The 25,427-nt window shown below is 65.7% G+C and carries 26 protein-coding genes and 2 tRNA genes; 12 read left to right on the top strand and 16 right to left on the bottom strand.

Going from position 1 to position 25,427, the window contains the following annotated elements:
* Positions 1–8: 8 nt before the first annotated feature.
* Together FSZ31_RS10440 and FSZ31_RS10445 are read left to right on the top strand one after the other, a co-directional pair.
* A complete protein-coding gene (locus tag FSZ31_RS10440) occupies positions 9–590 on the top strand; it encodes a sigma-70 family RNA polymerase sigma factor (protein ID WP_147123335.1) in 582 nt (193 codons plus the stop codon).
* Complete coding sequence (locus tag FSZ31_RS10445; RefSeq protein ID WP_147123336.1) at positions 577–1,335, top strand: anti-sigma factor; 759 nt, start codon at positions 577–579, stop codon at positions 1,333–1,335. The genes FSZ31_RS10440 and FSZ31_RS10445 overlap by 14 nt, the downstream gene beginning before the upstream one ends.
* A gap of 177 nt (positions 1,336–1,512) precedes the next feature.
* Here FSZ31_RS10445 and FSZ31_RS10450 read toward each other — a convergent pair whose 3' ends face one another.
* The 10 genes from FSZ31_RS10450 to FSZ31_RS10495 form a co-directional block, all read right to left on the bottom strand.
* The gene (locus FSZ31_RS10450) at positions 1,513–2,760 is read right to left on the bottom strand and encodes an ABC transporter permease (protein ID WP_147123337.1); all 1,248 of its coding nucleotides are present in this window, start codon (positions 2,758–2,760) and stop codon (positions 1,513–1,515) included.
* Positions 2,757–3,470, bottom strand: a complete 714-nt coding sequence (locus FSZ31_RS10455) for an ABC transporter ATP-binding protein (RefSeq protein ID WP_201739170.1) — start codon at positions 3,468–3,470, stop codon at positions 2,757–2,759. Before FSZ31_RS10455 ends, FSZ31_RS10450 begins: the two co-directional genes overlap by 4 nt.
* Positions 3,470–4,774, bottom strand: coding sequence for an efflux RND transporter periplasmic adaptor subunit (locus FSZ31_RS10460; protein WP_161596009.1), 1,305 nt, complete (start codon positions 4,772–4,774; stop codon positions 3,470–3,472). Before FSZ31_RS10460 ends, FSZ31_RS10455 begins: the two co-directional genes overlap by 1 nt.
* 164 nt (positions 4,775–4,938) lie before the next feature.
* Positions 4,939–5,013 (bottom strand) — tRNA-Glu (locus FSZ31_RS10465).
* 51 nt (positions 5,014–5,064) lie between these two features.
* Positions 5,065–5,139: transfer RNA gene (locus FSZ31_RS10470), tRNA-Glu, on the bottom strand.
* Between the two features lie 76 nt (positions 5,140–5,215).
* The gene (recJ, locus tag FSZ31_RS10475) at positions 5,216–6,985 is read right to left on the bottom strand and encodes a single-stranded-DNA-specific exonuclease RecJ (protein WP_147123339.1); all 1,770 of its coding nucleotides are present in this window, start codon (positions 6,983–6,985) and stop codon (positions 5,216–5,218) included.
* Positions 6,982–8,487, bottom strand: a complete 1,506-nt coding sequence (locus FSZ31_RS10480; RefSeq protein ID WP_147123340.1) for a PH domain-containing protein — start codon at positions 8,485–8,487, stop codon at positions 6,982–6,984. The genes recJ and FSZ31_RS10480 overlap by 4 nt, the downstream gene beginning before the upstream one ends.
* Positions 8,484–9,011 (bottom strand): PH domain-containing protein, encoded by a 528-nt coding sequence (locus FSZ31_RS10485; protein WP_147123341.1) that lies wholly within the window; start codon positions 9,009–9,011, stop codon positions 8,484–8,486. Before FSZ31_RS10485 ends, FSZ31_RS10480 begins: the two co-directional genes overlap by 4 nt.
* 47 nt (positions 9,012–9,058) lie before the next feature.
* Positions 9,059–10,045: a class II fructose-bisphosphatase gene (gene glpX, locus FSZ31_RS10490; RefSeq protein WP_147123342.1), complete on the bottom strand. Its 987-nt coding sequence runs from the start codon at positions 10,043–10,045 to the stop codon at positions 9,059–9,061.
* 131 nt (positions 10,046–10,176) lie between these two features.
* A complete protein-coding gene (locus tag FSZ31_RS10495; RefSeq protein WP_147123343.1) occupies positions 10,177–11,040 on the bottom strand; it encodes a hypothetical protein in 864 nt (287 codons plus the stop codon).
* 278 nt (positions 11,041–11,318) lie between these two features.
* Here FSZ31_RS10495 and FSZ31_RS10500 point away from each other — a divergent pair, with 278 nt between their 5' ends.
* From FSZ31_RS10500 to FSZ31_RS10525, 6 genes are all read left to right on the top strand, one after another.
* Positions 11,319–11,984 carry an energy transducer TonB gene (locus tag FSZ31_RS10500; protein WP_147123344.1) on the top strand — a complete coding sequence of 222 codons (666 nt, stop codon included), beginning with the start codon at positions 11,319–11,321 and terminating at the stop codon, positions 11,982–11,984.
* 46 nt (positions 11,985–12,030) lie between these two features.
* Complete coding sequence (locus tag FSZ31_RS10505) at positions 12,031–12,843, top strand: MotA/TolQ/ExbB proton channel family protein (RefSeq protein ID WP_147123345.1); 813 nt, start codon at positions 12,031–12,033, stop codon at positions 12,841–12,843.
* A 117-nt stretch (positions 12,844–12,960) separates the two neighbouring features.
* Positions 12,961–13,473, top strand: a complete 513-nt coding sequence (locus FSZ31_RS10510; RefSeq protein WP_147123346.1) for an ExbD/TolR family protein — start codon at positions 12,961–12,963, stop codon at positions 13,471–13,473.
* A 33-nt stretch (positions 13,474–13,506) separates the two neighbouring features.
* Entirely contained in the window at positions 13,507–13,932 is a 426-nt protein-coding gene (locus tag FSZ31_RS10515; RefSeq protein ID WP_147123347.1) for an ExbD/TolR family protein, read from the top strand.
* A 152-nt stretch (positions 13,933–14,084) separates the two neighbouring features.
* Positions 14,085–14,504 carry an ExbD/TolR family protein gene (locus FSZ31_RS10520; protein WP_147123348.1) on the top strand — a complete coding sequence of 140 codons (420 nt, stop codon included), beginning with the start codon at positions 14,085–14,087 and terminating at the stop codon, positions 14,502–14,504.
* Positions 14,505–14,564: 60 nt separating this feature from the next.
* Entirely contained in the window at positions 14,565–15,122 is a 558-nt protein-coding gene (locus tag FSZ31_RS10525; RefSeq protein WP_147123349.1) for a superoxide dismutase family protein, read from the top strand.
* Positions 15,123–15,140: 18 nt separating this feature from the next.
* Here FSZ31_RS10525 and FSZ31_RS10530 read toward each other — a convergent pair whose 3' ends face one another.
* The 3 genes from FSZ31_RS10530 to FSZ31_RS10540 form a co-directional block, all read right to left on the bottom strand.
* Positions 15,141–16,805, bottom strand: coding sequence for a spinster family MFS transporter (locus FSZ31_RS10530; RefSeq protein WP_236643774.1), 1,665 nt, complete (start codon positions 16,803–16,805; stop codon positions 15,141–15,143).
* A 91-nt stretch (positions 16,806–16,896) separates the two neighbouring features.
* Positions 16,897–17,082, bottom strand: a complete 186-nt coding sequence (locus FSZ31_RS10535) for a DUF3008 family protein (protein WP_147123350.1) — start codon at positions 17,080–17,082, stop codon at positions 16,897–16,899.
* 72 nt (positions 17,083–17,154) lie between these two features.
* Complete coding sequence (locus FSZ31_RS10540) at positions 17,155–17,580, bottom strand: ion channel (protein WP_147123351.1); 426 nt, start codon at positions 17,578–17,580, stop codon at positions 17,155–17,157.
* Positions 17,581–17,667: 87 nt separating this feature from the next.
* Between FSZ31_RS10540 and parC the strand changes: the two genes are divergently transcribed.
* Both parC and FSZ31_RS10550 read left to right on the top strand, forming a co-directional pair.
* A complete protein-coding gene (gene parC / locus FSZ31_RS10545; RefSeq protein WP_201739171.1) occupies positions 17,668–19,935 on the top strand; it encodes a DNA topoisomerase IV subunit A in 2,268 nt (755 codons plus the stop codon).
* A 130-nt stretch (positions 19,936–20,065) separates the two neighbouring features.
* Positions 20,066–21,742 carry a putative bifunctional diguanylate cyclase/phosphodiesterase gene (locus tag FSZ31_RS10550; RefSeq protein ID WP_236643775.1) on the top strand — a complete coding sequence of 559 codons (1,677 nt, stop codon included), beginning with the start codon at positions 20,066–20,068 and terminating at the stop codon, positions 21,740–21,742.
* On the opposite strand, the gene FSZ31_RS10555 is transcribed toward FSZ31_RS10550, so the two are convergent.
* Genes FSZ31_RS10555 through FSZ31_RS10565 form a run of 3 tightly spaced genes read right to left on the bottom strand, consistent with a single transcriptional unit; the run spans position 21,715 to position 24,151 of the window.
* Positions 21,715–22,929 carry a CCA tRNA nucleotidyltransferase gene (locus FSZ31_RS10555; RefSeq protein ID WP_147123352.1) on the bottom strand — a complete coding sequence of 405 codons (1,215 nt, stop codon included), beginning with the start codon at positions 22,927–22,929 and terminating at the stop codon, positions 21,715–21,717. The two genes, FSZ31_RS10550 and FSZ31_RS10555, sit on opposite strands and share 28 nt — an antisense overlap.
* Positions 22,926–23,567, bottom strand: a complete 642-nt coding sequence (locus FSZ31_RS10560) for a CoA pyrophosphatase (protein WP_161596010.1) — start codon at positions 23,565–23,567, stop codon at positions 22,926–22,928. The genes FSZ31_RS10555 and FSZ31_RS10560 overlap by 4 nt, the downstream gene beginning before the upstream one ends.
* Positions 23,564–24,151, bottom strand: a complete 588-nt coding sequence (locus FSZ31_RS10565; protein ID WP_147123354.1) for a DUF1285 domain-containing protein — start codon at positions 24,149–24,151, stop codon at positions 23,564–23,566. The genes FSZ31_RS10560 and FSZ31_RS10565 overlap by 4 nt, the downstream gene beginning before the upstream one ends.
* A 129-nt stretch (positions 24,152–24,280) precedes the next feature.
* On the opposite strand from FSZ31_RS10565, the gene FSZ31_RS10570 reads away from it, so the two are divergent.
* Together FSZ31_RS10570 and FSZ31_RS10575 are read left to right on the top strand one after the other, a co-directional pair.
* On the top strand, positions 24,281–24,658 hold the full coding sequence (locus FSZ31_RS10570) for a dihydroneopterin aldolase (protein WP_408021659.1): 378 nt from the start codon (positions 24,281–24,283) through the stop codon (positions 24,656–24,658).
* Complete coding sequence (locus tag FSZ31_RS10575; protein ID WP_147123356.1) at positions 24,658–25,422, top strand: SDR family oxidoreductase; 765 nt, start codon at positions 24,658–24,660, stop codon at positions 25,420–25,422. The genes FSZ31_RS10570 and FSZ31_RS10575 overlap by 1 nt, the downstream gene beginning before the upstream one ends.
* Positions 25,423–25,427: the final 5 nt, after the last annotated feature.

The raw sequence follows: 25,427 nt of genomic DNA on the forward strand, positions 1-25,427 counted from the left end.
ACGTCGGCGTGAGCAGTTTCGCATCCTCGACCGGCGATAGCGACCGTCAGCGCCTCGTCGAGGCGCTCGAGCAGGTCGCGCGCGGCGACCGGGCGGCGCTGCGATCGGTCTATGACGCGACCTCGGCGAAGCTTTTCGGCATTTGCCTTCGTATCTCCCGTGATCGGGAGTTGGCGGAGGATGTGTTGCAGGACGTTTACGTAAAGGTCTGGCGCCGCGCCGGGCGGTTCGATCCCGCCAAGGCGAGCCCGATCACGTGGCTCGCGGCCATCGCGCGCAACACTGCAATCGATGCGATCCGTAAACGCGGTCGCCGCGACGAGGTATCCGATGATGTCCTCGCCGACTTCGAAGACTCCGCGCCGCGTGCCGATGCACTGGTCGAACAGGGACAGGACAGCGCGCGCGTCGTCGATTGTCTCGACACGCTCGAAGGCGAACAGAAACGCTCGATCCGCGAGGCCTTTTTCGGCGGCTTTACCTATTCCGAACTCGCCGACCGGCGCGGCGTGCCGCTGGGAACGATGAAAAGCTGGATCCGCCGCGGTCTGGCGAGAATGAAGGAGTGCCTCGGCGATGACCGACCCTGACGCTCCCGAAGGTTTCGATCCCGTCGTGCTGGCGGGTGAATATGCGCTCGGCCTGCTCGAGGGCGCCGAGCTTGCCGACGCCAAGCGTCGCGTGCTCGCCGATCCCGGCTTTGCCGCGCAGGCGGCCTATTGGGATGCCCATTTCGCCGGCTTGCTCGACACGCAGGCGGACGGATCGCTGCAATCGCCCCCGGCCGAGCTGTGGCGCGCGATCGATCGGCGGCTCGCCGCCGATGCGTCAGGCGGCGAGGTTGCGCGGCTCGCCGAACGACGCCCGGCCACGAGGCGCTGGAACCTGGCCGCGATGGTCTCGGCAGCAGCGCTGGCAGGCGTTGCACTGCTGCTTTACGTCGGCACGCCCGACCTCATGGGCGGAGATCCCGCGGCGCCGGCTCAGGCTTCGCCCCAGTTGATTGCCCAGCTCAACGGCGACGAAGGCGGCGCCGCGCTCACTACGCGAATCGATCCGGTGACGAAACGCATGGCGATGAAAGCCACGAAAATGGGCGTCGAACTCGCCGACAACATGGCTCCCGAGCTGTGGATCATCCCCGCCGGCGGAACGCCGCATTCGCTCGGGATGCTCCCGGCCAATGGCGCGCAGGAACGAGACCTGACCAGTGCCGAGGCGGCGATGGCAGTCGAGGGTGCGATGCTGGCAATCACCTACGAGCCGCGCCAGGGCGTACCGCACAGCGCGCCGAGCTCGGCCCCCGTCATGGCGGCGGCACTCGTCGAAATCTGATTGCGGCGCGGCGGTGTCCGAATGCGCGACGCTGCATCCGGATCGCGACGGCGGGCGTAGCTTGCCTGTCCCGTCCGTTCTCCATGACTGGAACCTATGTCCCTGTATGGGTTTCGGGTGACGGGCGGGGCGTTCAGCACCGACAATTTCGACCAGGCACAGCGATCGCGTTTCAGGTTATTCGCTGCGGAGCGCCTCGATCGGTGACAGGCGCGACGCGCGGACCGCCGGCCAGCCGCCGAAAATCAACCCGATCAGCGCCGAAAACAGGATCGCGCCGATGCTCGTCGCGATGCCGATCGGTGCGGGGAAATCGACCGCCTTTTCGAATGCCGCTGCCGCTGCGATCGCCAGGATCAGGCCGATCACCCCGCCGATCATGCACAATACCGCCGCCTCGACGAGGAACTGGTTGCGGATGTCGCTGCGTTTGGCGCCAAGCGCCATGCGCAGGCCGATCTCGCGCGTTCGTTCGGTCACGCTGACGAGCATGATGTTCATGATGCCGATGCCGCCGACAAGCAGCGAGATCGATGCGATCGCGACGAGTACTGCCTGGAAGATCGCGGTCACCTGCGCGGTTTCCTGCATGAATTCCTCGGTCGTGCGGATCGTGAAGGGGCTGATCTCCTTGTCGCGGACGCGATAGCGATCGCGCATCAGCCGGGTCATCTCGCGTTTCGCGGTGCGTAACGAGAATCCGTCCTGAAAGCCGACGAACAGCATGTGGAGATCGTCGGGCCCGGCGAGCGTGTCGGTGGCGAAACGCTGGCGTGCGGTGCTGATCGGGACGATCGCGATGTCGTCATTGTCGTTGCCGAAACTCGATCCCTTCGATTCGAGTATGCCGATAATCGTGAACGGCACGCGGTTGACGCGTACGCGTTCGCCCACGGGATCGAAATCGCCGTACAGTTTCTTGGCGACCGTCGGGCCAAGCACGATGACGCGCGACGCCGAATTGACGTCGGCATCGGTGATGAAGCGGCCCCGTTCGGCGGTAATGTTCGACACGATGCCGTATCCGGGCGTCGCGCCGATGGCGGCGGTCGATGCGTTGCGTCCCGTCGCGACGAGCTGGATCGACGATCGCAATTGCGGTGCGATCGCGCTGACGCCGTCGATTTCGCGCTCGATCGCGCGGGCATCGCGCATCGTCAGCCGTCCGCGATCCTCGGTCCCGCGGCCGCCCTCGGTATCGGGGCGCGGAAACACCAGCGCCATGTTCGAACCGAGCGAATTGATCGATTCCATCACCGACACCTTGGCGCCCGACCCGACCGCGACCGCCAGCGTCACCGCGAGCACGCCGATCATCACGCCAAGCGTCGTCAGGATGGATCGCATCAGGTTGGTGCGAAGCGCGGTCAGCGCGATCGCGACATTGATGCCGTAACTGCTCAGCCGTGTCGCGATGCTCGTCATGCGGCGCGTCCGCGGCGGCGGTTGGCGACCGGACCGTCCTCGATCACTTCGCCGTCCCTGAACACGATCCGCCGCGCGGCGTAATCGGCGATGTCGGCTTCGTGCGTGACCAGGACGACGGTGATGCCTTCATCGTTGAGCGTCTGGAAGACGTGCATGATCTCTTCGGAGGTGTGCGTGTCGAGCGCGCCGGTCGGTTCGTCGGCGAGCAGCATCAGCGGGTTGGTGACGAGCGCGCGGGCGATCGCGACGCGCTGCTGCTGGCCGCCCGACAGCTTGGCAGGCGAATGGTCGAGCCGGTCGGCGAGCCCCATCTGCGTCAGCGTCGCGCGGGCGCGTTCGCGCCTCGCCTCGCCGCTGACCCCGGCATAGATCAATGGCACCGCGACATTGTCGAGCGCGCTGGTCCGCGCGAGCAGGTTGAACTGCTGGAAGACGAAGCCGATCTTGCTATTGCGCAGCTCGGCCATCGCGTCGCTCGTCATCTCGCGCGTCGCGATGCCGTCGATCAGAACCTCGCCCGAGCTTGGCACGTCGAGGCAGCCGATCATGTTCATGAAGGTCGACTTGCCCGATCCGCTCGCCCCCATGATCGCGACGAACTCGCCGCGTTCGATCTTGAGCGACACATGGTTGACCGCGTGGACGGTTTCGCCGCCCAGCACGTATTCCTTGACCAGGTCCTGCGTTTCTACGAGCGGCGGCACCATCAGCTGACGTTGACCTCGGTATCGTTTTCGTCGCTGGCGTCGCCACTGTCGTCGCCGCTGTCGTCCTTGAGCGATTTCGACCGGACCAGCACTTTCTCGCCCGGCTTTATGCCCTTGACGATCTCGACATAATCCTCGCCCTCGAGGCCGATGACGACCGCGCGTCTGGTCGGCTTGTAGGGATCGGCCCCGGCGATCCACAATTCGGCAGTGCGCGACGGGCGCTTGTCCGATTTGGCGACGGGCTTTTTCGCCGCCGCATCATCGTCCTTGTCCTTGGGCCGGTCGGCCTCGCGAGGTCGGAAGCGCATCGCGGCTACGGGCACGCGGATGACGTTCGCCTTGCGGCCGGTGACGATATCGACGTTGGCGGTCATGCCGGTGAGCAGCTTGCCGTCCTTGTTGTCGACGTCGAGGATGACGAGGTAGCTGACCACATTGGCGGTCTCGGTCGCCGACTTGCGGATCTGCTGGACGATCGCCTTGAAGGTGTCCTCGGGATAGCTGTCGACGGTGAATTGGACCGTCTGCCCGTCGCGGATCTGGCCGATATCGGCCTCGTCGACCGAGGCTTCGACCTGCATCCGCGACGTATCGGCAGCGATTTCGAACAGGTTTGGCGTCTGGAAACTGGCAGCAACCGTCGTGCCGGGCTCGACCAGCTTGTTGATCACGACGCCGCTGGTCGGTGCGACGATCCGCGTCCGGCTGAGGTCGAGCCGCGCCGACGACAGTTCGGCGTTGCTTTGCGATATCTGCGCACGGGCGCTTTGCGCCTGCGCCTGCGCGGTGCTCATCGCGGCGCGCGCGGTCGACAGCGCGTTTTGCGCCTGGTCGAGCGCCGCCTTCGAGACGAAACCCTGCTTCACCAGCTCCTGCGCGCGCGAAAACTGGCGCTGCTGCACCTCGACATCGGTGCGGGCGCGGATGATCGCGGCATCGGCCTGGGCGAGCGCCGCGCGGGCCAGCGAGACCTGCGCCTGCGCCTGCTGGACACGCGCGCGAATTCGCGTCGGGTCGATTTGGGCGAGGACCTGGCCGGCGGTTACCGGCGAATTGAAATCGACATAGACCTGCGTCACCTGGCCCGAGATTTCGGACCCGACCTTGATCGTGTTGAGCGCGCGCAGCTTGCCGCTCGCCGAGACTGTCCGGACGACCTCGCCGCGATCGGCGGCCTCGGTGACATATTCGTAATCGGGCGGGGTGGGGACGACGACCTTGTAGACGATGAAGACCACCACCAGGGCGATGATCGCCGACCATATCTTATGCCGCTTGATCCAGGCGCCGAACTTTTCCACGTCATTCTCCCCGCTGAAGGAACGACATGGCACAGGTGTATGAGCGAAGCAACACAGGATGAGAAATAGTCTGCTCACAGCCCGCGCTCGCGAATCGAATAGGGAGCGGGCATACGATACCGCGCGCGCAATGCGAAGATGAGCAGCGGTTCGATGGTTTGAGCTGGTGACCCCTACGGGAATCGAACCCGTGTTTCAGCCGTGAGAGGGCCGCGTCCTAACCGCTAGACGAAGGGGCCGCTGGCGCCGTCCGATGAGGACAGGCCGCCAAGGCCGGTCAAATGCATCGCTGGTGACCCCTACGGGAATCGAACCCGTGTTTCAGCCGTGAAAGGGCCGCGTCCTAACCGCTAGACGAAGGGGCCGCGCGCGAAACGCTTGCGGAAGCGCGCTTTAGGGGCGGGTGCGGATTCGGTCAAGCGCTCTCCCGAAAAGCTTCTCTCACTGCGCCCATGCGGCGTCTTCGAGGAGCAGTTCGGCGGCCGGAGTCGGGCCCCAATCGTCGATCTTGGCGCGCCCCGCGATCCACAATTTGCGGTCGCGCGGCGCGTGAAGCAGCGTCTGGCCAAGCTGGCTTTCGGCCGCGCCAAAGGCGATTCCCTTGATCCGTCGGCCGTCGTCGCCCGAAAAGATCGCGCGGACATGGCCGTTGCCGACGATGTCGCATTTGACGATGCGCACCGGCCCCGTCGCGATCCGCGGTGCGGGCCAGCCCATGCCATAGGGTCCGCCCGCTTCGATCGCGGTAATGTAATCGGGATTGACCCCCGCTGGGGCTAGCACCGCGTCGAGGACGAGCGAGCGCGCTCCAGATGCGGCCGCAACCGCCGCACCGATTCGCTCCTCGAGGAACGTGGCGAGCGCGTCGACCTGGTCGGCGGCGACGGTCAGGCCAGCCGCCATCGCGTGACCGCCGCCCGCGACGAGCAAACCGGCCTCCTTCGCCGCAAGGATCGCCGCGCCGAGATCGACGCCGGGAATCGAGCGGCCCGATCCCTTGCCGACGCCGTGTTCGTCGATCGCAATGACGATCGCCGGGCGGTCGAGCTTCTCCTTCAATCGGCCCGCGACGATACCGATCACCCCGGGATGCCAGCCGCGGCCTGCCACCAGCACGACCGAGCGGCCACCCATGCCCTCGGTTAGCGCGGTCGCCTCATCCTGGACCTGCGCCTCGATCGCGCGGCGTTCCTCGTTGAGCCGGTCGAGCTCGGTGGCGATTTCGCGCGCTTCGTCGCCGTCTTCGGTGGTCAGCAAGCGGACGCCGAGATCGGCCTTGCCGACGCGTCCGCCCGCATTGATCCGCGGACCCAGCGCAAAGCCGAGGTCGCGACACTCGACCGGGCGCGACAGCCGCGCGGCGTCGATCAGCGCGGCCAGCCCGACATTGCGCCGCTCGCGCATCACCTTGATGCCTTGGGCCACGAACGCGCGGTTAAGCCCGACGAGCTTGGCGACGTCGGCGACGGTGCCCAGCGCGACGATATCGAGCAGCTTTATCAGATCGGGTTCGTGCGACTTGTCGGCGAAGAACGCGCGCTTGCGCAGTTCGCGAACGATCGCGACGCCGAGCAGGAACGCCATGCCGACCGCGGCGAGATGGCCGTGTGCAGCGCCCTCGGCGCTTTCGTCGAGCCGGTTGGGATTGACCAACGCGAGCGCTTCGGGGAGCTCGGCGAGGCACTGGTGGTGATCGACGACGATCACCTCGACTCCCGCCTCTTTCGCCATTGTCAGCGCTTCATAGGCCTGTGCGCCGCAATCGACCGTGATGACCAGGTCGGCACCGCCGGCACCGATCGCGACCAGCGCCTCGCCGCTTGGCCCATAGCCTTCCATCAGCCGGTCGGGGATATAATGGTCCGGGCTCAGGCCGAGATCGCGCAGCAGCCGGATGAGCAGCGCCGCCGAGGTCGCGCCGTCGACATCGTAATCGCCGAACACCGTCACCGCATCGCCGCGTTCGACCGCGTCGGCAATCCGCGTCGCCGCCGCGTCCATGTCGCGAAACACCGACGGGTCGGGCAGGAAGTCGCGCAGCTTGGGATTGCGGTGCGGCTCGAGATCGTCGCGCGGGCAGCCGCGCGCGAGCAGGATCTGCGTGACGAGATCGTCTGGACGAAAGCCGGCATCGCGGCCGTCGGTCGATCCTTGCCGCCAGGTCCATGGCAGGCCGGAAATGGAGTGTTCGATATCGAGGACGAAGGTCATGCCGCGCGCTGTAGCAGGTCCGATCGCAGGGCATAAGCTGTCGCCAGCGGCAGGGCGGCGATTCGATGGTGAGAAAATCCGCTGCCGCCCGCCACGCCGAAGGTCAGCGACGCCACGCCGAAGGCACGCGTGACGAAATTGTGCGCGATATCGGCGCTCTGGATATTGGCGATCGGCAGGATGATCGTCCGCTGCCGCCAGAAGCCGCGCCGGATGAGAATGCGCTCGCCGTCATAACCGTAGCGATAGCGCCGCCAGGCGAGCGCGCGCCCGACGATTGCGATGCCCAGCGCGGCGCTGCCGAACAACGCGGGCACGATACCGAACGCGGCGACGATCAGCGTGGCGGCGAGGGGCAGCGCGAGCCACAGCGCATATTCGATGGCATAGGCCGACGCGATCCGCTGCCAGACGGTATTCTTGGGCGGCAAGGTCATGCCGACTTCGGCGAGGATCGGGGCGATCTCGTCGAGCTGCGCAAAGGGGGCAACCTCGTGATCGCCCTGCTTGGCCTCGTCGCGCGCCAGGCTCTGCAGCTTGAGCGAGTGCCAGCCCGCGCGGGCGCGGATCGGCCCGGTGCCGACGATCGCCGCCTGGACGCGGCGAACGGGGATGATGACATCGGTCAGCGTCAACAGTCCGCGCTGGCGCCGCAGGCCCGTCTCGGTGCGCGTCAGGCGGAAATTGTAATCGCGCAACAGCGTCCGGATGACGCCGGTCGCGAGCCCGACGACGACCAGCGTCACGATCCCGGCCAGCGCGCTGACCCAGCGATGCGCCAGCAGATAGTCGGCCAGGGGCGAACCCGAATCGACCAGCGAATTCCAGAAGGCGCGCTTGAACGGGTTGAAACCCAACAGGTCGCCGCCCTGCTGGAGCAGGCCGCCGAGCACCGCGAAAATTGCCAGCGAGAAATTGTACAGTCCCGCTTCGACGACGCGCCTTGGGGTCATGGCGAAGATTCTGCGGTCGCTATCCCGGGCAGCCTCGACCGGGGTTTGGCCGGGCGGGGCAACGGCGCCCGCGCGGTGGGCGCGAATCAGGTCGCGCAGCGCGGCGGCCCTTTCCATGCTGACCGCTTCGAGCACGCCGTCCTCGACCGCGCCGGTCGCCGCCGCGCCGGTTTCGAGCTTGAGCCGCGCGATGCCGAGCAGGCGCGCGACGGGCCCCTGTTCGATATTGACGTCCTGGATCCGTTCGAACGGGATCGCGCGGTGCTGCGTGCTGATCAGCCCGCTCTCGATGACGATATCCTCGTCGGTCACCCGATAGGAAAAGTGCATCCAGCGCAGGCCCAGCGACGCCAGCGTGACCACCACATAGAGGATCGCCATCGCGCCGAGCAGCCACCAGCGGCCCGACATGCCGAAATAGGCGCCCGCGGCGATCAGGCCGAACGACCCCTTTGCCGCCTTGCCGAGGCCGGTGACAAAATAGGCCGGATGCAGTCGCTGCGGTGCCTGCCAGTCGATCGCCGTGTCGGTTGCCCCCGCTGCGGTCATGCGTAATCGGAGCGTATATGACCGCGGATCGTGTCGCGCAGCGCCGCTGCGGTGGCGGGCGCCAGTCCCGGCAGCGTGACGATGCTGTTATGCGTGCCCGCGGTGTGGACGACGAGCGAGGCGACCCCGAACACGCGTTCGATCGGTCCGCGCGCGACATCGATATGCTGGACGCGGACGAACGGCACGACGGTATCGATATGGAACAGATAGCCGCGCACGATGCGGATCGTGTGGTCGGTCAACGCATAACCGATTCGGCGATATCTGCGCGCCGGGATAACGAGAATGAAGACTGCGCCCAGGCCGAGCGCGAGGACGCTCGGCAACCAACGTAGAGGCGTGCCGTCGAGGAAGATCGCGTCGAGGACGATCGCGGCAATCGCTATTGGTATCCAGGTCACCGCCTGCTGAACGCGCAAGACGGTGCGATAGCCGGATTCGATGCGGGTAAGCGACGTGTCTGGGTCGGCGGCGGCAAACGCAGCGGCAGGAGCGGCGGGCAATAGGTTGTCAGCTGTCATAGGCGATCGATACGGCCAATCGGTACGCGCCGCCAGTGCGCGCGTGATCAGCCGCCGCGATGCTCGCCCTTGACCCAGCGGACGGTGCCCGACGAGGCGCGCATGACGACGCTTTCGGTGGTGATCTTGCCGCCGCGCAGGCGCTTGACGCCGTCGAGCAGGCTGCCGTCGGTGACGCCCGTGGCAGCGAAGATGCAATCGCCGATCGCCAGTTCGTCGAGGTCGTACTGCTTGTCGAGGTCTTCGATGCCCCATTTGCGTGCGCGGGCGCGTTCGTCATCGTTGCGGAACAACAGGCGGCCCTTGAACTGGCCCCCGACGCAGCGCAGCGCCGCGGCCGCGAGAACGCCTTCGGGCGCGCCGCCGGTGCCCATGTACATGTCGATCGTCGTTTCCTCGTCGGTCGTCGCGATGACGCCGGCAACGTCGCCGTCGGGGATCAGCATGATGCCGCAGCCGATTTCGCGCAGTTCGGCGATCAGCTTCGCGTGCCGCGGGCGGTCGAGCGCGCAGACGATGATTTCTGACGGATCGACGCCCTTTTCCTTGGCGACGGCGGTGACGTTCTCGCGCACCGACCTGTCGAGATCGATGATCCCGGGCGAATAGCCGGGGCCGACCGCGAGCTTGTCCATGTAGACGTCGGGCGCGTTCAGCAGCCCGCCCTTTTCGGCGATGGCGAGGACGGCGAGCGCATTGGGGCCCGCCTTGGCGGTGATCGTCGTGCCTTCGAGTGGGTCGAGCGCAATGTCGATCGCGGGCGCATCGTCGTCGCCGCAGCCGACCTTCTCGCCGATGAACAGCATCGGCGCTTCGTCGCGCTCGCCTTCGCCGATGACGACGGTGCCACGGATCGCCAGCTCGTTGAGCGCGGCGCGCATGGCTTCGACCGCCGCAGCATCGGCGGCCTTCTCGTCGCCGCGCCCGATCAGCGTCGAGGCGGAAATCGCAGCCGCTTCGGTCACACGGACCATTTCGAGGACGAGAACGCGGTCGAGCAGCTTGCTGGCGGATACCGGGGTGGCGGCAGGCATAGGGTTCCCTTTCGTGAGGCGAAACGCCCCGTCATGAGGCGAAACGCAATGTGCGTCGCCCGCTTAGGCAAGCACGCCGACGGTGTCGAGAGCAGGGGTGCGCCGCCATGCCCACCAGCCCACTCGCGGGCTCACTCGGTCGGACGCGTTCGCCCGCAGGGTCCCAGCGAATCGAGGATAAAGCGATAGTCGCTGCGGGCTGCCTGGGCCTGGGCGGGTTCGAGGCCCTGGAGGCTGCCGGGGGGCAGGCTCGCCGGCAGCCCGCACGCGAGCCGCTGCCAGCCGAGCGTGCCGGCCACCGGCACGCTCGCCGATTCGTCGAGGATCTCGCCAAACGCAACCGCCCAGCGGCGCGCCTGTCCGGGCCGCGAAAGGACGTTGAGCGAAGCGGGGTCGCCACTGGCGGTGTTGAGGAAAATCTGCGTTTCGCCTTCGCCGGGCAAAGATCCGCGAACGAAGAAGGCGCTTGAGATCCCGGTGACGATCGGCGGGGCGTTGGCGGTCACGAGATCGCGCTGGATGGACCGGACCATGGCCTCGGTCGCGGGCGACCAGGCGATCTGCGCATCGCGTGCGGCGAGCTGGAGCTGCCCGGTCGGCGCGGTACCGGTGGCGAACAATATCATGCGCTGTTTCTTGATCTTTGGTGCCTTGCCACGCGAATCGAGCGGTACGTCGGCGAGATAGACGATCCGTTTCGGCAGCCCTGCAGTTCCGCGAATCACGCTGTCGACATCGGCCTCGATATAGAGTCTGACGGTCCCCGGGCGCAGCCCCGGCGAACGTTCGCGCTCGACCGCGACGGCCGATCGCACCGTCGCCATGGCGACCAGGCGGGCCGCATCCGACAGGTCGACGAGGTCGGCATAGCTTGGTCCCGACGCAGCGACCGTGCGCGGCTCCAACCCCGCGACAGGCGCCGGCCGGGGCCCCTGAACGGCCGTCTGTCCGGGCGTGAAAGCAGCCGCGATGAGGAGGGTAAGCGGATAGATCATGCCGGGCGAGTATCCTTATGGCTGGTAAAATGGCAGGCTGGCCTGTGCGATGAGCGCTTAATCTATAGCGTCTTTCAACGATTTATAGAGCGGCAAGTCTGAACCTGCGATAAAGCGTTTGCGAACTCGTGACGCTGGCGATAGGAACCATCGCTCGAACATGCGGTGGGCAAGACCGCTGTTTTTGGCCATCTGGGTCGTTAAACGGAAACTTACCGCGATTCGGGGCGTTGATTCGCAACGGCCCGTTGGGGACATTTGAGGAGTAGCGTACGCTTATGGCTTATGGAGATCGCGTAGACCCGAAGAGCCGCGCGGCTTCGCTCGTGATGATGGCCGCTCTGGTTTCCCTCGTTATTTGGGGACTGGCGGTCGGACTTGATGTGAATGTCATCAAGAAAATCTCGGAGAAGCTCGACGTTGTCGACGTCAAGGAAGAGCCGCCACCACCGCCTGAAGAGCCGCCGCCGCCGCCGCCCGAGCAGCAGCAGCCGCCGCCGCCGCAGGTGGTCATTCCACCGTCGCCGATCGCGCGTCCGACGCCGAACGTCATTCGCGACACGACGCCGACGCCGCCGCGCATTTTCGTGCCGACGCCCGTTGTCACGCCGCCGGCGCCTCCCGCGCCGCCAGCGCCGACCGTCGACAAGTCGCGTGCTGCGGCTCCGTCGAACAATGCCGGCAGTTGGGCTACCAATGCCGACTATCCGAGCCGCGCCGAGCGTGAAGAGCGTGAAGGTACGACCGGGTTTCGGGTTACGATCGGCACGGACGGTCGCGTCAGCGGCTGCACGGTGACATCGTCGAGTGGCCATAGCGATCTCGATGCCGAAACCTGCAAGCTGGTAACCCGGCGAGCGCGCTTCAAACCGGCACTCGACCGCGATGGCAATCCCACTACCAGTAGCTATTCCAACCGCATAACCTGGCGCATCGACGGCTAGTCCGCGCTTTGTTTTCAACTGATTTTGACCTGAGAGGGAATTTCTAATGTTCACCACTATCGTTACCGCAGCCGCAGCCGCGCCCGCCGGGGCCGCTGGCCCTCAATACGGTTTGATTCCGGCTCTCATCGAAGGTGGCCCGGTTACCTGGATCACCTTTGGCGTGCTCGTCATCATGTTCGCAGGCACGCTCTACGTCCTGTTCACCAAGCTGTTCGAACAGAACAAGATCCTGAAGCAGGGCCGTTCGGTCCAGCAGAGCTTCTGGCGCGCGCCGTCGCTCAAGGACGGCTCGAGCAAGCTCGAGAAGGACAGCGCCTATCGCCAGGTCGTCGACGACGGACTGCGCGCCGAGCAGGAGCACACCAAGCTGACCGATCCCGTCGAAGCGCATGACTGGATGCACAACAGCCTCGAACGTTCGCAGAACCTGGTGAACTCCAAGCTCAACGGCGGCCTTTCGTTCCTTGCTACGGTTGGTTCGACCGCACCGTTCGTCGGCCTGTTCGGTACCGTCGTCGGCATCCTGCGCGCCCTCGTGAAGATCGGTGCGAGCGGCCAGGCATCGATCGACACCGTTGCCGGCCCGGTCGGTGAAGCCTTGATCATGACCGCCGTCGGCCTGATCGTCGCGGTTCCCGCGGTGCTCGCCTACAACTGGCTCCAGGCGCGTAACAAGAAGATCGCACGCGATCTGTCGACCTTCGCCAACGACATCCAGGGCAGCATCATGTCGAATGGGCAGGTTCGCCCTGTCGCCGCGAGTGCAGCAGCCCCCGCACGCAGCACCACGGCTGCCGCCGCACCGAAGCCGGTCGGCCAGGCAACCACTGGTGGCGTGCCGACCAAAAAGGTCTGATCGACCGTTATAGCGAGCCGCGAGGTGCCTTTCAGGCTCTCGCGGCTCCGCTGCTACTAGTACAGCCATTGGCCCGACTGGTGCCGTGGCGGCATGCAAGAATAGGATAGAGCGCTCATGGCAATCAGTATGGGAGGGGCCGAAGACGGCCCGATGTCCGACATCAACACGACGCCGCTCGTCGACGTCATGTTGGTTCTGCTCATCATCTTCCTCATTACCATTCCGGTCGTGTTGGAAACGGTCGACCTCAGGCTGCCCGACGTGGCGTTCGAGCCGACGACGACCAAGCCTGACAATGTCCTGCTTTCGGTCCGTACGCCCGATTCGAACGGCGACGGCGTGCCCGACGGTTCCGGCGAATGCCAGGTGTTCTGGGGCAACACGCCGATCGATTCGACGCAGCTGCTCGAGAAGGGACAGAAGAAGCTCAAGGATCTTCTCGAAGCCATCGGCGGTGTCGAAAACATCACCGACGAGAATTTCCCCGAAGTGCATATCCGTGGCGACGTCGCGACGCCGTACAAGTGCATCGGCGGCGTGATCTACACCATGCAATATGCCGGCTTCCAGAAGATCGGTTTCATCTCGCAGCCGACCGGCGCGGCCGCCCTGCGCGCCCGCGACTGATCGCATTTGAAGAATTTCAGGAGAGACTGAACCATGGCAATTTCAATGGGCGGCGATCCCGACCAACCGATGATGGAAATGAACACGACGCCGTTGATCGACGTCATGCTCTGCCTTCTCATCATGTTTATCATCACGATCCCGCCGCAGACGCACGCGGTGAAGATCGATCTGCCGACGCCGGACAATTCGCCCGCGCCCGACATCGATCCGATCAAGAACAAGCTGACGATCGACGAGAGCAACCAGCTCGCGTGGAACGGTACGCCGATCAACCTGCAGCAGCTCGGCGAATATCTCGCCCAGACCAAGCAGTTCCCGGTCGAGCCCGAGCTGCAGTTCCAGCCGCATCCCGAGTCGGATTACCTGATCGTCGATCGCGCGCTCAAGGTGATCAAGGAACAGAACGTCACGAAGCTCGGCTTCGTCGGCAATGAACAATACGGTCGCGTCTTCTAGTTAGACGCAACTGACGACTACTCGAGAGGGCCGGGAAACCGGCCCTTTTTTGTGCCCGCAGCCGGGGGGCAATGGCGGGCCTGCATTATTGTTATGCAAGCATGTCTAATTGCGATATGTTATAACAACATACACTGCAGAGGAGGTGGAAAATGGCCAGCGCACAACCGCAATCCGATCGCCCCATGTTCGCGATGAACACGACGCCGTTGATCGACGTCATGCTCGTTCTGCTCATCATGTTCATCATCACGATCCCGCCACAGACGCACGCGGTGAAAATCGATTTGCCAACCGTGCCGATTGATCCCGCGCCAACCCTTCCGTTCAAGAACACGCTGACGATCGACCGGACCAACGCGCTTGCGTGGAACGGCGTGCCGATCGCGCTCGATCAGCTTGGCTATTATCTCGATCAGACCAAGAGATTCACGATCCAGCCCGAACTGCAGGTCCGGCCGCATCCCGATGCCGACTTCATCGTCGTCGACCGCGCGCTGGCGATCATCAAGGGCAAGTCGATCGAGAGCATGGGCTTCATCGGCAACGAGCAATATGCCCATAGCTTCTAGGCGAGGGACCAACTTCGCGCTTGAGGCGTTGACCGGCTGAACCATGTCAGGAGACTCCCCATGAAGATCCGTTCCGCTGTCGCATTCGCACCGATTCTCGACATCGTCGCTGGCTGCCAGCCCTCGGCCGAGGACACCGCTGCAAACCCCGGCAATGCGGCGTCGCAGATGGCGGCGCCGGTCGTCGCGCAGCCTCGGTTGGCTGCTGCCGACGGAACGCCCCGCGGCATGGCTCGCGTGACGCAAAAAACCGGCGGCCTGGTCGTCAACGTCCAGGCGACGGGAATGATGCCCGGCCAGTATGGGCTGCACGTCCACAGCGTCGGCAAGTGCGATGCGCCCGATTTCAAGACTGCCGAAGGTCACTGGAACCCGACCGGGGCGCAGCACGGCTTCGACAATCCCGCCGGCCCGCATCAGGGCGACCTGCCCAATTTGACGATCGGTGCCGACGGCAAGGGTATCGTCGATTTCGCGATAGCCGGTGCCAGCGCCTCCGGTCTGCTCGACGCCGACGGTTCAGCGATCGTCGTCCATGCCGGTCCCGACGACCTCAAGACCGACCCAAGCGGCGACATCGGCGCGCGGATTGCCTGCGGAGTCCTCGGCGCGCCCTGACGCGGGCGAACCCTTAGGCTAGACCGCTTCGCCAGCCTCGCGTGCCCGGGCAATCACGCTCGCCTCGACCGCGGGCAGGCGCCTTGCCGAATAGAGCAGCAGTCCGATCGTCACCGGCGCGACGAACAAGACTGACAGCATCGCAAAGCGCAGGTCACCCGTAACGTCGGCGATCAGCCCGACGGTATAGGGCCCCATGCCCAGGCCGATGATGTTGGTGCCGAGGAAGAACACCGCGGCGGCGGTCCCGCGCATCCGCGGCAAGACCATGTCCTGCGTCGTCGCGGCGATCGGCGCGAGCCACATGATCTGGAGGAAGTTGACGATCCACAGCAAGGTCAGGAACAGCTGTCGCGATTCGGTGGTGAACTGGAAATAGAGCAGGACCGCGCTGATCGAGAGCGCGGCAATGACCATGTAGAGGCGCCCGGCGGGATGCATGCGCCGCGCGCGGTCCGATGCCCAGCCGCCGACGAACACGCCGAGCATACCCGCGCTGGCAAGGATCCAGCCGAGCGTGCGGCCCTCTTCGGGGCCAACCCCGAACACGTTGACCATGTAGACAAAGATGAAGGGCGACAGGCCGTAGCTGGCAAAGCTGGCGAGCCCGCCGACCAGCGCGAGCGCGCCGAATGTGCGGTTGCCGATCAACCGGTTCGCCACCGGGTCGCGATGCGACAGCGACTGCAGCCAGCTGAAACTGCCATAGACGCCGATCGCGATCGCGCCCCACTGGACCATGTTGGTCGTGATGCCGGCGCCGCCGATGGTCGCGATGACCGCGCGTTTGGCGACCGGCAACATCCCGTCGGTCCAGCCGATCAGGACGACCGCGAGGACGATGATCGCAAAGAACGTGGCGATGTTTGCGATCAGCGCGCCGCGCGCATTCTCGCGTCCGCGCGCAATCGCGATCATGCTGAACGGCGGGAACATCGCCGCCATCTCGCGCCCGACCGCGCGGAACGGTCGCGGTGCAACCGCAGGGGAGGGAATGCCATCCATCGCGCCGCGCACGGGTTCGCGGATCGTCGTCAGGACGAGCAACGCAAGCAGCAGCCCGGGAATGCCGAATGCGAGGAAGGTCGCCTGCCAGCCGGCAATGCCGAACGGGCGCGTCGCCTCGGTGTACGTGGCGTCCCAGTAGGAGATGATTTCGCCGCCAAGCGCGAGACTTGCCCCGACGCCGAGATAGATGCCCGCCGAATAGATTGCGATCGCGGTCGCGCGCCTGGCCTTGGGAAAATAATCCTGGATCAGCGAATAGGCCGCGGGGCCCGCGCTCGCCTCGCCGATGCCGACGCCGACCCGCGCGCTGCCGAGCTGCGCGAAATTGCCCGCCATGCCGCTGACCGCGGTCATTGCCGACCAGAAGCCGAGGCCGAGCGAGATCGTCCGGACGCGATGCCAGCCGTCGGCGAGCTTCGCGAGCGGGATGCCGAACAATGCATAGAACAGCGCAAAGGCAGTGCCGAACAACAGGCCGAGCTGCGCGTCGCTCAGTCCGAGGTCGGCCTTGAGCGAGGGCGCGAGGATCGTGATCACCTGGCGGTCGAGGAAGTTGAACGCGTAGATCACCATCAGGACGGTGAGCACGTAATAACTGTAAAGCGGGGTGCGCGCGGGCGCGGTCGTTTCGGCGATCGGGGCCGGGGCCTCCATTCGGTCGGTCTGGTCGGCCATGTCCTCTCCCAAGCCCGCATTGCGCGGGTCAAGAGCCGGACATGGCAAATCGCTTCGAGATTGACCAGCGATTAGCGCACGGGGTGTCGGCTCAGTCGCCCTTCTTGTCGGGCAGGCCCTTGCGCTTGGTCTCGGCAAAATCCTCGAGCTCGTCTTCGCTCATCGATTCATACATCGATTTCGATGCACCTTTCAGCTCCGATGTGTCGGTCTCGCCGCGTTTCGCCGAAAGGGCGGCGCCCGCCGCCTTCTGCTGGGCCTTTGATGTTGCCGGCATGATCCATCTCCTTTGTCTCGCCATTGGCTACAGAGGAATAACCCGGCAGTCGGGACCGCGTTCCCGCGCGGCTCAGTCGCGCCCCATGCGCGCGACGACGCGGACGAAGAACGCTGTCGACCAGCCGAGCAGGATGACGCCGTTGACGCCTTCGATCGCCGCGATCAGCTTCCAGCCGGGTGCGATGCTGTGGTCGTCATAGCCGATCGTCGCATAGGTGATGGTCGAGAAATAGACCGCCTCGCGCAGCAGGTCGAGTGCATCGATCGCCAGGTAAAGCAGCGCATAGGCCCATATCTCGACGCCATGGAGCGCGATCAGGCCGAACACGAGGAGCAGCGTCATCGCCATCCCGCGCGGCGACATCGGATGGATATGCGCGGCCGCCTCTTCGCGCGCCTCGAGGCGCAGCACGCGCGACAGGCCGAACAGCCCGGCACCGTGGATCACCACGGTCAGCAAGACCATCACGGTCGCAATCGATAGTTCGGCGAACATGGCGACAGTGTCGACCAGCTTGCCACACCGATGTCAATTCGGCGGCTTCCCCTTTGCAGCGCAGCCCGTGCTTGCTAACCGCCGATCATGTCCGACACGATCACCGATACCGCTCCCGACCCGTTCGACGCCATCGTCGACGCCCCGTTCGATAGTGCGCTGTCAGAGCGCTACCTCGTCTACGCGATGTCGACGATCACCGCGCGCTCGCTGCCCGACCTGCGCGACGGATTGAAACCGGTCCAGCGGCGGCTGTTATGGGCGATGCGCGGCCTCAAGCTCGACCCCGCGCAGGGCTACAAGAAATGCGCCCGCGTCGTCGGCGAAGTGATCGGCAAATACCATCCGCACGGCGATCAGTCGGTCTATGACGCGATGGTTCGCCTCGCCCAGTCGTTCGCGCTGCGCTACCCGCTCGTCGACGGCCAGGGCAATTTCGGCAATATCGACGGCGATGGCGCCGCCGCCTTCCGCTATACCGAGGCGCGGCTGACGCGCGTCGCGGTCGACCTTATGGCCGGGCTCGACGAAGGCACCGTCGCCTTCAAGCCGACCTATAACGGCGAAGAACACGAACCCGAGATCATGCCCGGGCTGTTCCCCAATCTGCTCGCCAACGGCGCCAGCGGTATCGCCGTCGGCATGGCGACGAGCATCCCGCCGCACAACGCCGCCGAGCTGATCGACGCGGCGATGCTGCTGATCGACAACGCCGATGCTTCGACCGCCGAGTTGTTGGAGCATGTCCAGGGCCCCGATTTGCCGACCGGCGGCCTCATCGTCGACGGTCCCGAAACGATTGCCGCGGCCTATGAAAGCGGGCGCGGCAGCCTGCGTGTGCGCGCGCGCTTTGGCGAGGTCGAAAAGGGCTCGGGTACGGGCAGCTGGCAGCTCGTCATCACCGAAATCCCGTACCAGGTGCAGAAGGGCAAGCTGATCGAACAGATCGCCCAGCTGATCGTCGACAAGAAACTGCCGATCCTCGAGGACGTGCGCGACGAATCGGACGAGGAAATCCGCATCGTCCTCGTGCCGAAAAGCCGTAACGTCGATCAGCAGGTGCTGATGGACAGCCTCTACCGGCTGACCGATCTCGAAACGCGCATCTCGCTCAACATGAACGTCCTCGACGCGACGCACACGCCGCGCGTGATGGGCCTCAAGGAGGTGCTGGCGAACTGGCTGGCGCACCAGTTCGAAGTGCTGGTCAATCGTTCGCGCCACCGGCTCGGCAAGATCGACGACCGGATGGAGCTGCTCGGCGGGTACATCATCGCCTTTCTCAACCTCGACCGGATCATCGAGATCATCCGCACCGAGGACGAGCCAAAGCCCGTCATGATGGCCGAATTCGAGCTCAACGACCGCCAGGCCGAGGCGATCCTCAACATGCGGCTGCGCTCGTTGCGTCGGCTCGAGGAAATGGAACTCCGCTCGGAACGCGATGCGCTCGAAAAGGAACGCGAAGAGCTCGTCAAGCTAATCGAAAGCCCCGCCCGTCAGCGCACCCGGATGAAGCGCGACCTCGCCGCCCTGCACAAGACCTACGGACCCGAAACCGCGCTCGGTGCGCGCCGCACGACGATCAAGCAGGCCGCGCCGGCACGCGAAATTCCGCTTGAAGCGATGATCGAACGCGAACCGGTGACGGTGATCCTGTCACAGCGCGGCTGGATTCGCGCGATGAAGGGCCATGCCGACCTCGCCAGCCTCGACGCGGGCAAGTTCAAGGATGGCGACACGCTCGCCTTCGCGGTGCATTCGCAGACCACCGACAAGATCCTGTTCGCGTGCGACAATGGCCGCTTCTACACGCTCGGCGCCGACAGGCTGCCCGGTGGCCGGGGGTTCGGCGAACCCTTGCGGTTGCTGGTCGATATCGACAGCGATGCGGCGATCGTCGCGATGCTGCCGGTCGCCGCGGCCGAACGGCTGCTAGTCGCATCGAGCGCGGGGCGCGGGTTCGTCCTGCCGGTGTCAGCCGCGGTTTCCGAAACGCGCAAGGGTCGCCAGACGGTCAATCTCAAGCCCAAGGTGCGATTGAAATGCGTCCGCCCGATCGGCGCAACCGACGATTACGTCGCGGTCGTCGGCGACAATCGCAAGCTGGTCGTCTTCCCGATTGCCGAACTGCCCGAAATGGCGCGCGGCCAGGGGGTCATGCTGCAACGCTATCGCGACGGCGGCCTGTCCGACGCGATTACTTTCCGTTTCGAAGACGGGTTGAGCTGGGCGATGGGCGGCGACAGCGGGCGTACGCGGACCGAGGCCGACCTGACCGCGTGGCGGGTTGCACGCGGCGCGGGGGGGCGGATGCCGCCCAACGGCTTTCCCCGCGACAATCGCTTTGAATAGGGCGGTGACAATAACCCACCCCGCGTAACGCTTATTTTACGGCCTCGCCCTAGGGTCGTCGCTCGGAAGTCACTTTCCGGCGGCAAAACGGGGTTGGTACGTGCCTAAGAAGGCGTCCATAAAGCATCTTTTGCCTGATCCGGAAGCGGGTTACTCGGCGCGAGAGGAATCATATTCTGATCGCCTGCTCGATGCGCTGCCGATTGCGGCGGCGGTCGTCGAGCTCCATGCCGACGGCCATTTCGATGTCGTCTCTCCCAACGATCACTTCCGCGATCTCGATCTCCAGACGACCGGGACGCAGCATTTCGCCGAACTGACGACCCTGCTCAAGATGTTCGCCTCGGGCGACGTCCCCACCGCCCAGTTTACCTGGCGCGGCGGCGGCGATGTCGCCGGACGCGATTACGATGTCACCGCGGCGCGCCTGCCGCGCGGTGAAAAGGATCTCGACCTCGTCGTGCTGTCGTTGCTCGACCGCACCAACCAGGTCCGCACAGAACGCAATCTGCGGCGCGAAATGGTCTCCGACGCGTTGACCGGCCTGCCCAATCGCAGCGGCTTCGAAGACGCGGTCGACAAGATGCTCAAGCGACCGGCGATGCAGAAACAGGAATTCGCGATCCTCGCGATCGACCTTGCGCGCTTCAGCCGCATCAACGAGGCGATCGGGCCGCTCGCCGGCGACGAACTGCTGATCACCGTCGCGCGCCGGCTCCAGTCGAACCTGCGCGCCGGCGATTTCCTCGCGCGGACTGGCGGCGACGAATTCTCGATTTTCGCCAAGGTGGCCAACGGACGCGTCGATGTCCGCGAAATCGCCCGGCGCGTGCGCGGCTGTTTCGACAATCCGTGCCGCCTGTCCGAACTGCAGATCAGCATCGATTGTGCGATCGGTTGCGCGATCCAGCGCAACGGCGATGTCGATGTCGACAATGTCATGCGCCACGCCCAGATCGCGATGAAGCGCGCCAAGCAGACCGACCGGACCGAGATCTACGAACCGCAGGTCGGGACCGTTACCAAGGACCGTTTCAGCCTCGAAACGCAGCTGCGCGAGGCGATCGAAAACGACGAACTGACACTCGCCTTCCAGCCCCTCGTCGAACTCAAGACCGGTCGCGTTGCCGGTTTCGAGGCCTTGGCGCGCTGGGACCACAAGGACGGTGCAATCGCGCCCGTCGACTTTATTCCGATCGCCGAGGATTCGGGCCTGATCGTGCCCCTCGGCCGCTGGGCGATCGAGACCGCGGCGAAGACGCTCGCCGAATGGGACCGCAAGCTGGGCCATGAAATTCCCGTCTATGTCGGCGTCAACGTCTCGGCGATCCAGCTCGCCCGCGACGATGTCGCAGAGGTCGTTCGTCGTGCGCTCGCCAGCTCGGGCATTGCCGGCGACCGGCTGATGCTCGAACTGACCGAGAGCGCGATCATCGGCGATCCCGACCGCGCGATGGCGGTGCTCGCCGAACTCAAGTCGCTCAAGGCGCGCGTCGCGATGGACGATTTCGGCACCGGCTATTCGAACCTCGCCTATCTCCAGCGACTGCCGATCGACGTGCTCAAGATCGACCAGAGTTTCGTCAGCGGCCTGACCGACGATCAGGACCAGGCAGCGATCCTGCGGACGATCCAGGGTCTCGCCGACTCGCTCGACATGGAAACGACCGCCGAGGGCATCGAATGCAAGGAAATCGCGCGCGCGCTGTCGCTGCTCGGCTGCACCTACGGACAGGGCTTTTATTATTCGAAGCCGATCAGCGCCGACAAGGCGTTCACCTACTGGAAGCTTTCCTCGAGCAACTGATCGAGGATTTCGCGCGCGCGCGTATCATCGGGAAAATCCTCGGCGACCCACCGATTCTCGACCTCTGCCAGCAACTGCGCCACCAACGGCCCGGCGGCAATCCCGCGCGCCACGATCATGCCGCCCTTGATCGGCAGGTCCGGCGGCGTCCAGCCAGCGAGCCGGGCAAGCGCCTGCGTTGCGGCCGACCGATCGTCCGACAACAGCCAGCCGTCGCGCGCCGCCTCGATGCCCATGCGATAGGCGAGGTGGCGCGGATCGTCCGATAGTCGCGCCCCGGCGATGCGCGCGCACTTGGCGCGACGACGGTTGGCGGTCGACAGCTTGAGCCTCCCGACCATCGATGCGGCCTCGTCGGGGGCGATCGGCGCCAGTGCGATCAGGCGCAGGACGCCGTCGGCCTTGGACCCCGATGCCCGCTCGTTGCTGATCAGCGTATCGAGCCGCACGAGCGATGCTGCGTCGATCTCGGGCACGATCGGCGCAAAGATCCGATGCCCGACCATCAGCTCCAGCGTCGCGCGCGGATCGTCGAATGCGAGCAGGCGCAGCACTTCGCTCGCGATCCGCTCGCGCGACAGCGCGCGCATCGTCTCCGCCTTGGCAATAACCGCTGCCAGTGCCTGCTTGTCGGGTGCGCCCGTGCCGAACCGGGCATGGAAGCGAAAGAAGCGCAGGATCCGCAGATGGTCTTCGTCGATCCGCGCGGCGGCGTCGCCGATGAAGCGGACGCGGCCCGCGGCAAGATCGTCGAGCCCGCCGAAATAATCGCTGATCGCGCCGCTCTGCGGGTCGGCGTAGAGCGCGTTGATCGTGAAATCGCGCCGCGCGGCGTCGTCGCGCCAGTCGGTTGCAAAGGCGACGGTGGCACGCCGTCCGTCGGTCGCAACATCGCGGCGCAGCGTCGTCACTTCGAACGGCTTGCCCTCGACGACCGCGGTGACGGTGCCATGCGCAATGCCCGTCGGGACCGCCCTGATGTCGGCGGCTTTGAGGCGTGCAACGACCTCGACCGGCTCGAGCGGGGTCGCCAGATCGACGTCGCTCACCGGAAGCCCCGCGATCGTGTCGCGCACCGCGCCGCCGACATAACGCACCGCGCCGCCATCGGCGCTCAGCGCGGCGACGAGCCGGGCGAGGCGCGGGTCGTGCGTCCAATCGGCGGCGGGAAGCTTGGTCGCCGTCATGCTTGCAACCGCTGCCCGGCGTCGCGGTTGAACCGCGCCGGGTCGCTGTCGAGGCCGAGCTGGGCTGCGACATTGATGACGATGCCCGCAGTCGCGCCCCAGACCGTCTCGGCATGGCCGACGATGCGGTAATAGCGCCACGTCGCGCCCTGCCATTCGCCTTCGTGGCTTTCGCGGTTGGCGGGGGCGAACAGCGCGTCGGCATCGATGTCGAACACTGCTGCGACCTCGTCGGGATTGGGTCTCAGAATGACGCCGTCGGGGACCGTCGCGATCACCGGGGTGACGTGGAAATTGGTCCCGGTGATGTAGGTCGGGCCGAGCCCGATGACCTCGACCCGGTCGCGCGGCAGCGCGATTTCCTCTTCGGCCTCGCGCAGTGCCGCGGCGACGGCATCCTCGCCGGGGTCGATCCGCCCGCCGGGAAAGGCGACCTGGCCGGGATGCTTGCGCAGCATTTCGGTCCGGCGCGTCAGGATGATCGCGGGGCGCGGCCGGTCGATAAAGGCGATCAGCACCGCCGCCGCGACCGGATCGACGCTCGGCGGCGCGATCGACCGGCGCTCGTCGCCAACCTGCGGCGAAGCCCGGTGCGCGCCCTCGGCGAGCGCGCGGCGCAGCGCTTCGGGCAGGCTCACGAGGCTGGATCCAGCGAGAATCGCGCGCCGTCGCTCCACAGTGCGGGCGCATCGTCGTCATCTGCCAGCGCCAGCCCGACAAGCTCGTAATAGACGCTGCGCACGATCAGCGCCTCGAGCCCGTTGCCGATCGTCCCGCGAACGTGGAGATAGGGATGCGGGCCATCGTCGTGCTCGGCGAAGCGGAGCGGATGCTCGGGACCCGCGACGACGATGTCGCCGGTGTTGAGGCGAAAGGCGAGCCGGCGATCCTTGCTGCTGCCCTCGGCGCGCAGTTCGACCGCGGTAAACGGCGCGTCATCGACGACGATATCGAGCTTTTCGACAGGCGTAACGAGGACGTGGCTGCCGTCGGGCTCGCGCCGCAACACGGTCGAGAACAATCGCACCATCGCCGCGCGGCCGATCGGCGATCCCTGGTGAAACCACGTTCCGTCGGCGGCGATCCGCATCTCGCTGTCGCCGCAATGGGTCGGCTGCCATCGATCGACCGGCGGTAGCGTTCCCGCCTCGGCAAAGCGCGCGAGCTCGGCGAGCGAGCTTGCGGCAAATTCGGGCGGCGGGGGCTGGATCGGCTGGGCCATGGTTCACGCGAATACGCAAAAGCGCGCGGCGACGCAAAGGCGCTTACGCTCCGGCGTGCCAGCCCCTCGACCGCGCGCGTCGGCCCGGCTATGCGCTGGTCGCACCGCCCACGCCAAAAGGTCCCGCACTTGACCCAATCCGACACGCTGATCCTCGCCGTCGACGACCTTGAAATCGACGTGCTGACGGGCATCTATTCCGAAGAGACGCATTTGCCGCAGCCGCTGCGCATCGCGGTGCGCGCCGAGCTTGCGATTGCCGATCGCTATGCCCCCGACACGCCGCTGTCGGCGTCGAAGAACTATATGGATCTCAAACACGCCGCGACCAGCGCGATCCCGCGCGACCGGCACTTCACGCTGATCGAATCGGTCGCCGAGCATATCATCGAGACGATCTTCCTGCAGGATGACAAGGTCACCGCGGTGACGGTCAGCATCGTCAAGCTGGCGATCGCCGAAGCGAGCGAGAAGATCGGCATCACGATGCGGCGGACGCGGCGCTGATGGTCGCTGCGCCGCCGCTCGCCCTCGTCACCGGGGGATTGCACCGGGTCGGCGCACAGATATCTGCGCAGCTCGCCACGGCGGGCTATCGCCTCGCGCTGCACGGCCGCAGCGAAGGGGAGCCCGACGCGCCGTTGCGCGATGCGCTGGGCAAAAGCGGCACCGACCATGCGCAGTTCTACGCCGACCTCGCCGTGCCAGCCGAAGTCGCCGCGCTGTTCGATGCGGTCAGCGACCATTTCGGCTGCGCGCCCACGCTGCTGGTCAACAATGCCTCGCTGTTCGAACAGGGAGACTGGCGCGCCGCCGATGCTGCAACGCTGAGCCGCAACATGCAGGTCAACTGCCTCGCCCCCGTTGCGCTGGCACAAGCCGTTGCCGCGGCGGCGACGCAGGCCGATCGACCCGCCGCGGTCGTCAATATCCTCGATCAGCGGGTCGCCAACCCGGTGCCCGACCAGTTCGCCTACACGATCGCCAAACAGGCTTTGTGGCAGGCGACGCGGACGATGGCGGTCGCGTTTGCGCCGCATGTCCGCGTCAACGCAGTCGCCCCCGGGCCGACGCTGCCGACCGACGATTATGATGCCGAGCAATGGCGCCGGGTCGGCGCGATGCTGCCGCTGGCCGATCACCCGACGCCCGCGGCCATCGCCGATGCCGTGCTCTATCTCGCGCGTGCCGAGCACGTCACCGGGCAGACGGTGTTCGTCGATGGCGGTGCCGGGCTCAAGGCATGGGACCGCGATTTCGTCTATCTGTGACGGCG

The sequence above is a fragment of the Flavisphingopyxis soli genome (assembly GCF_007995095.1).
GTDB lineage: Bacteria > Pseudomonadota > Alphaproteobacteria > Sphingomonadales > Sphingomonadaceae > Flavisphingopyxis > Flavisphingopyxis soli.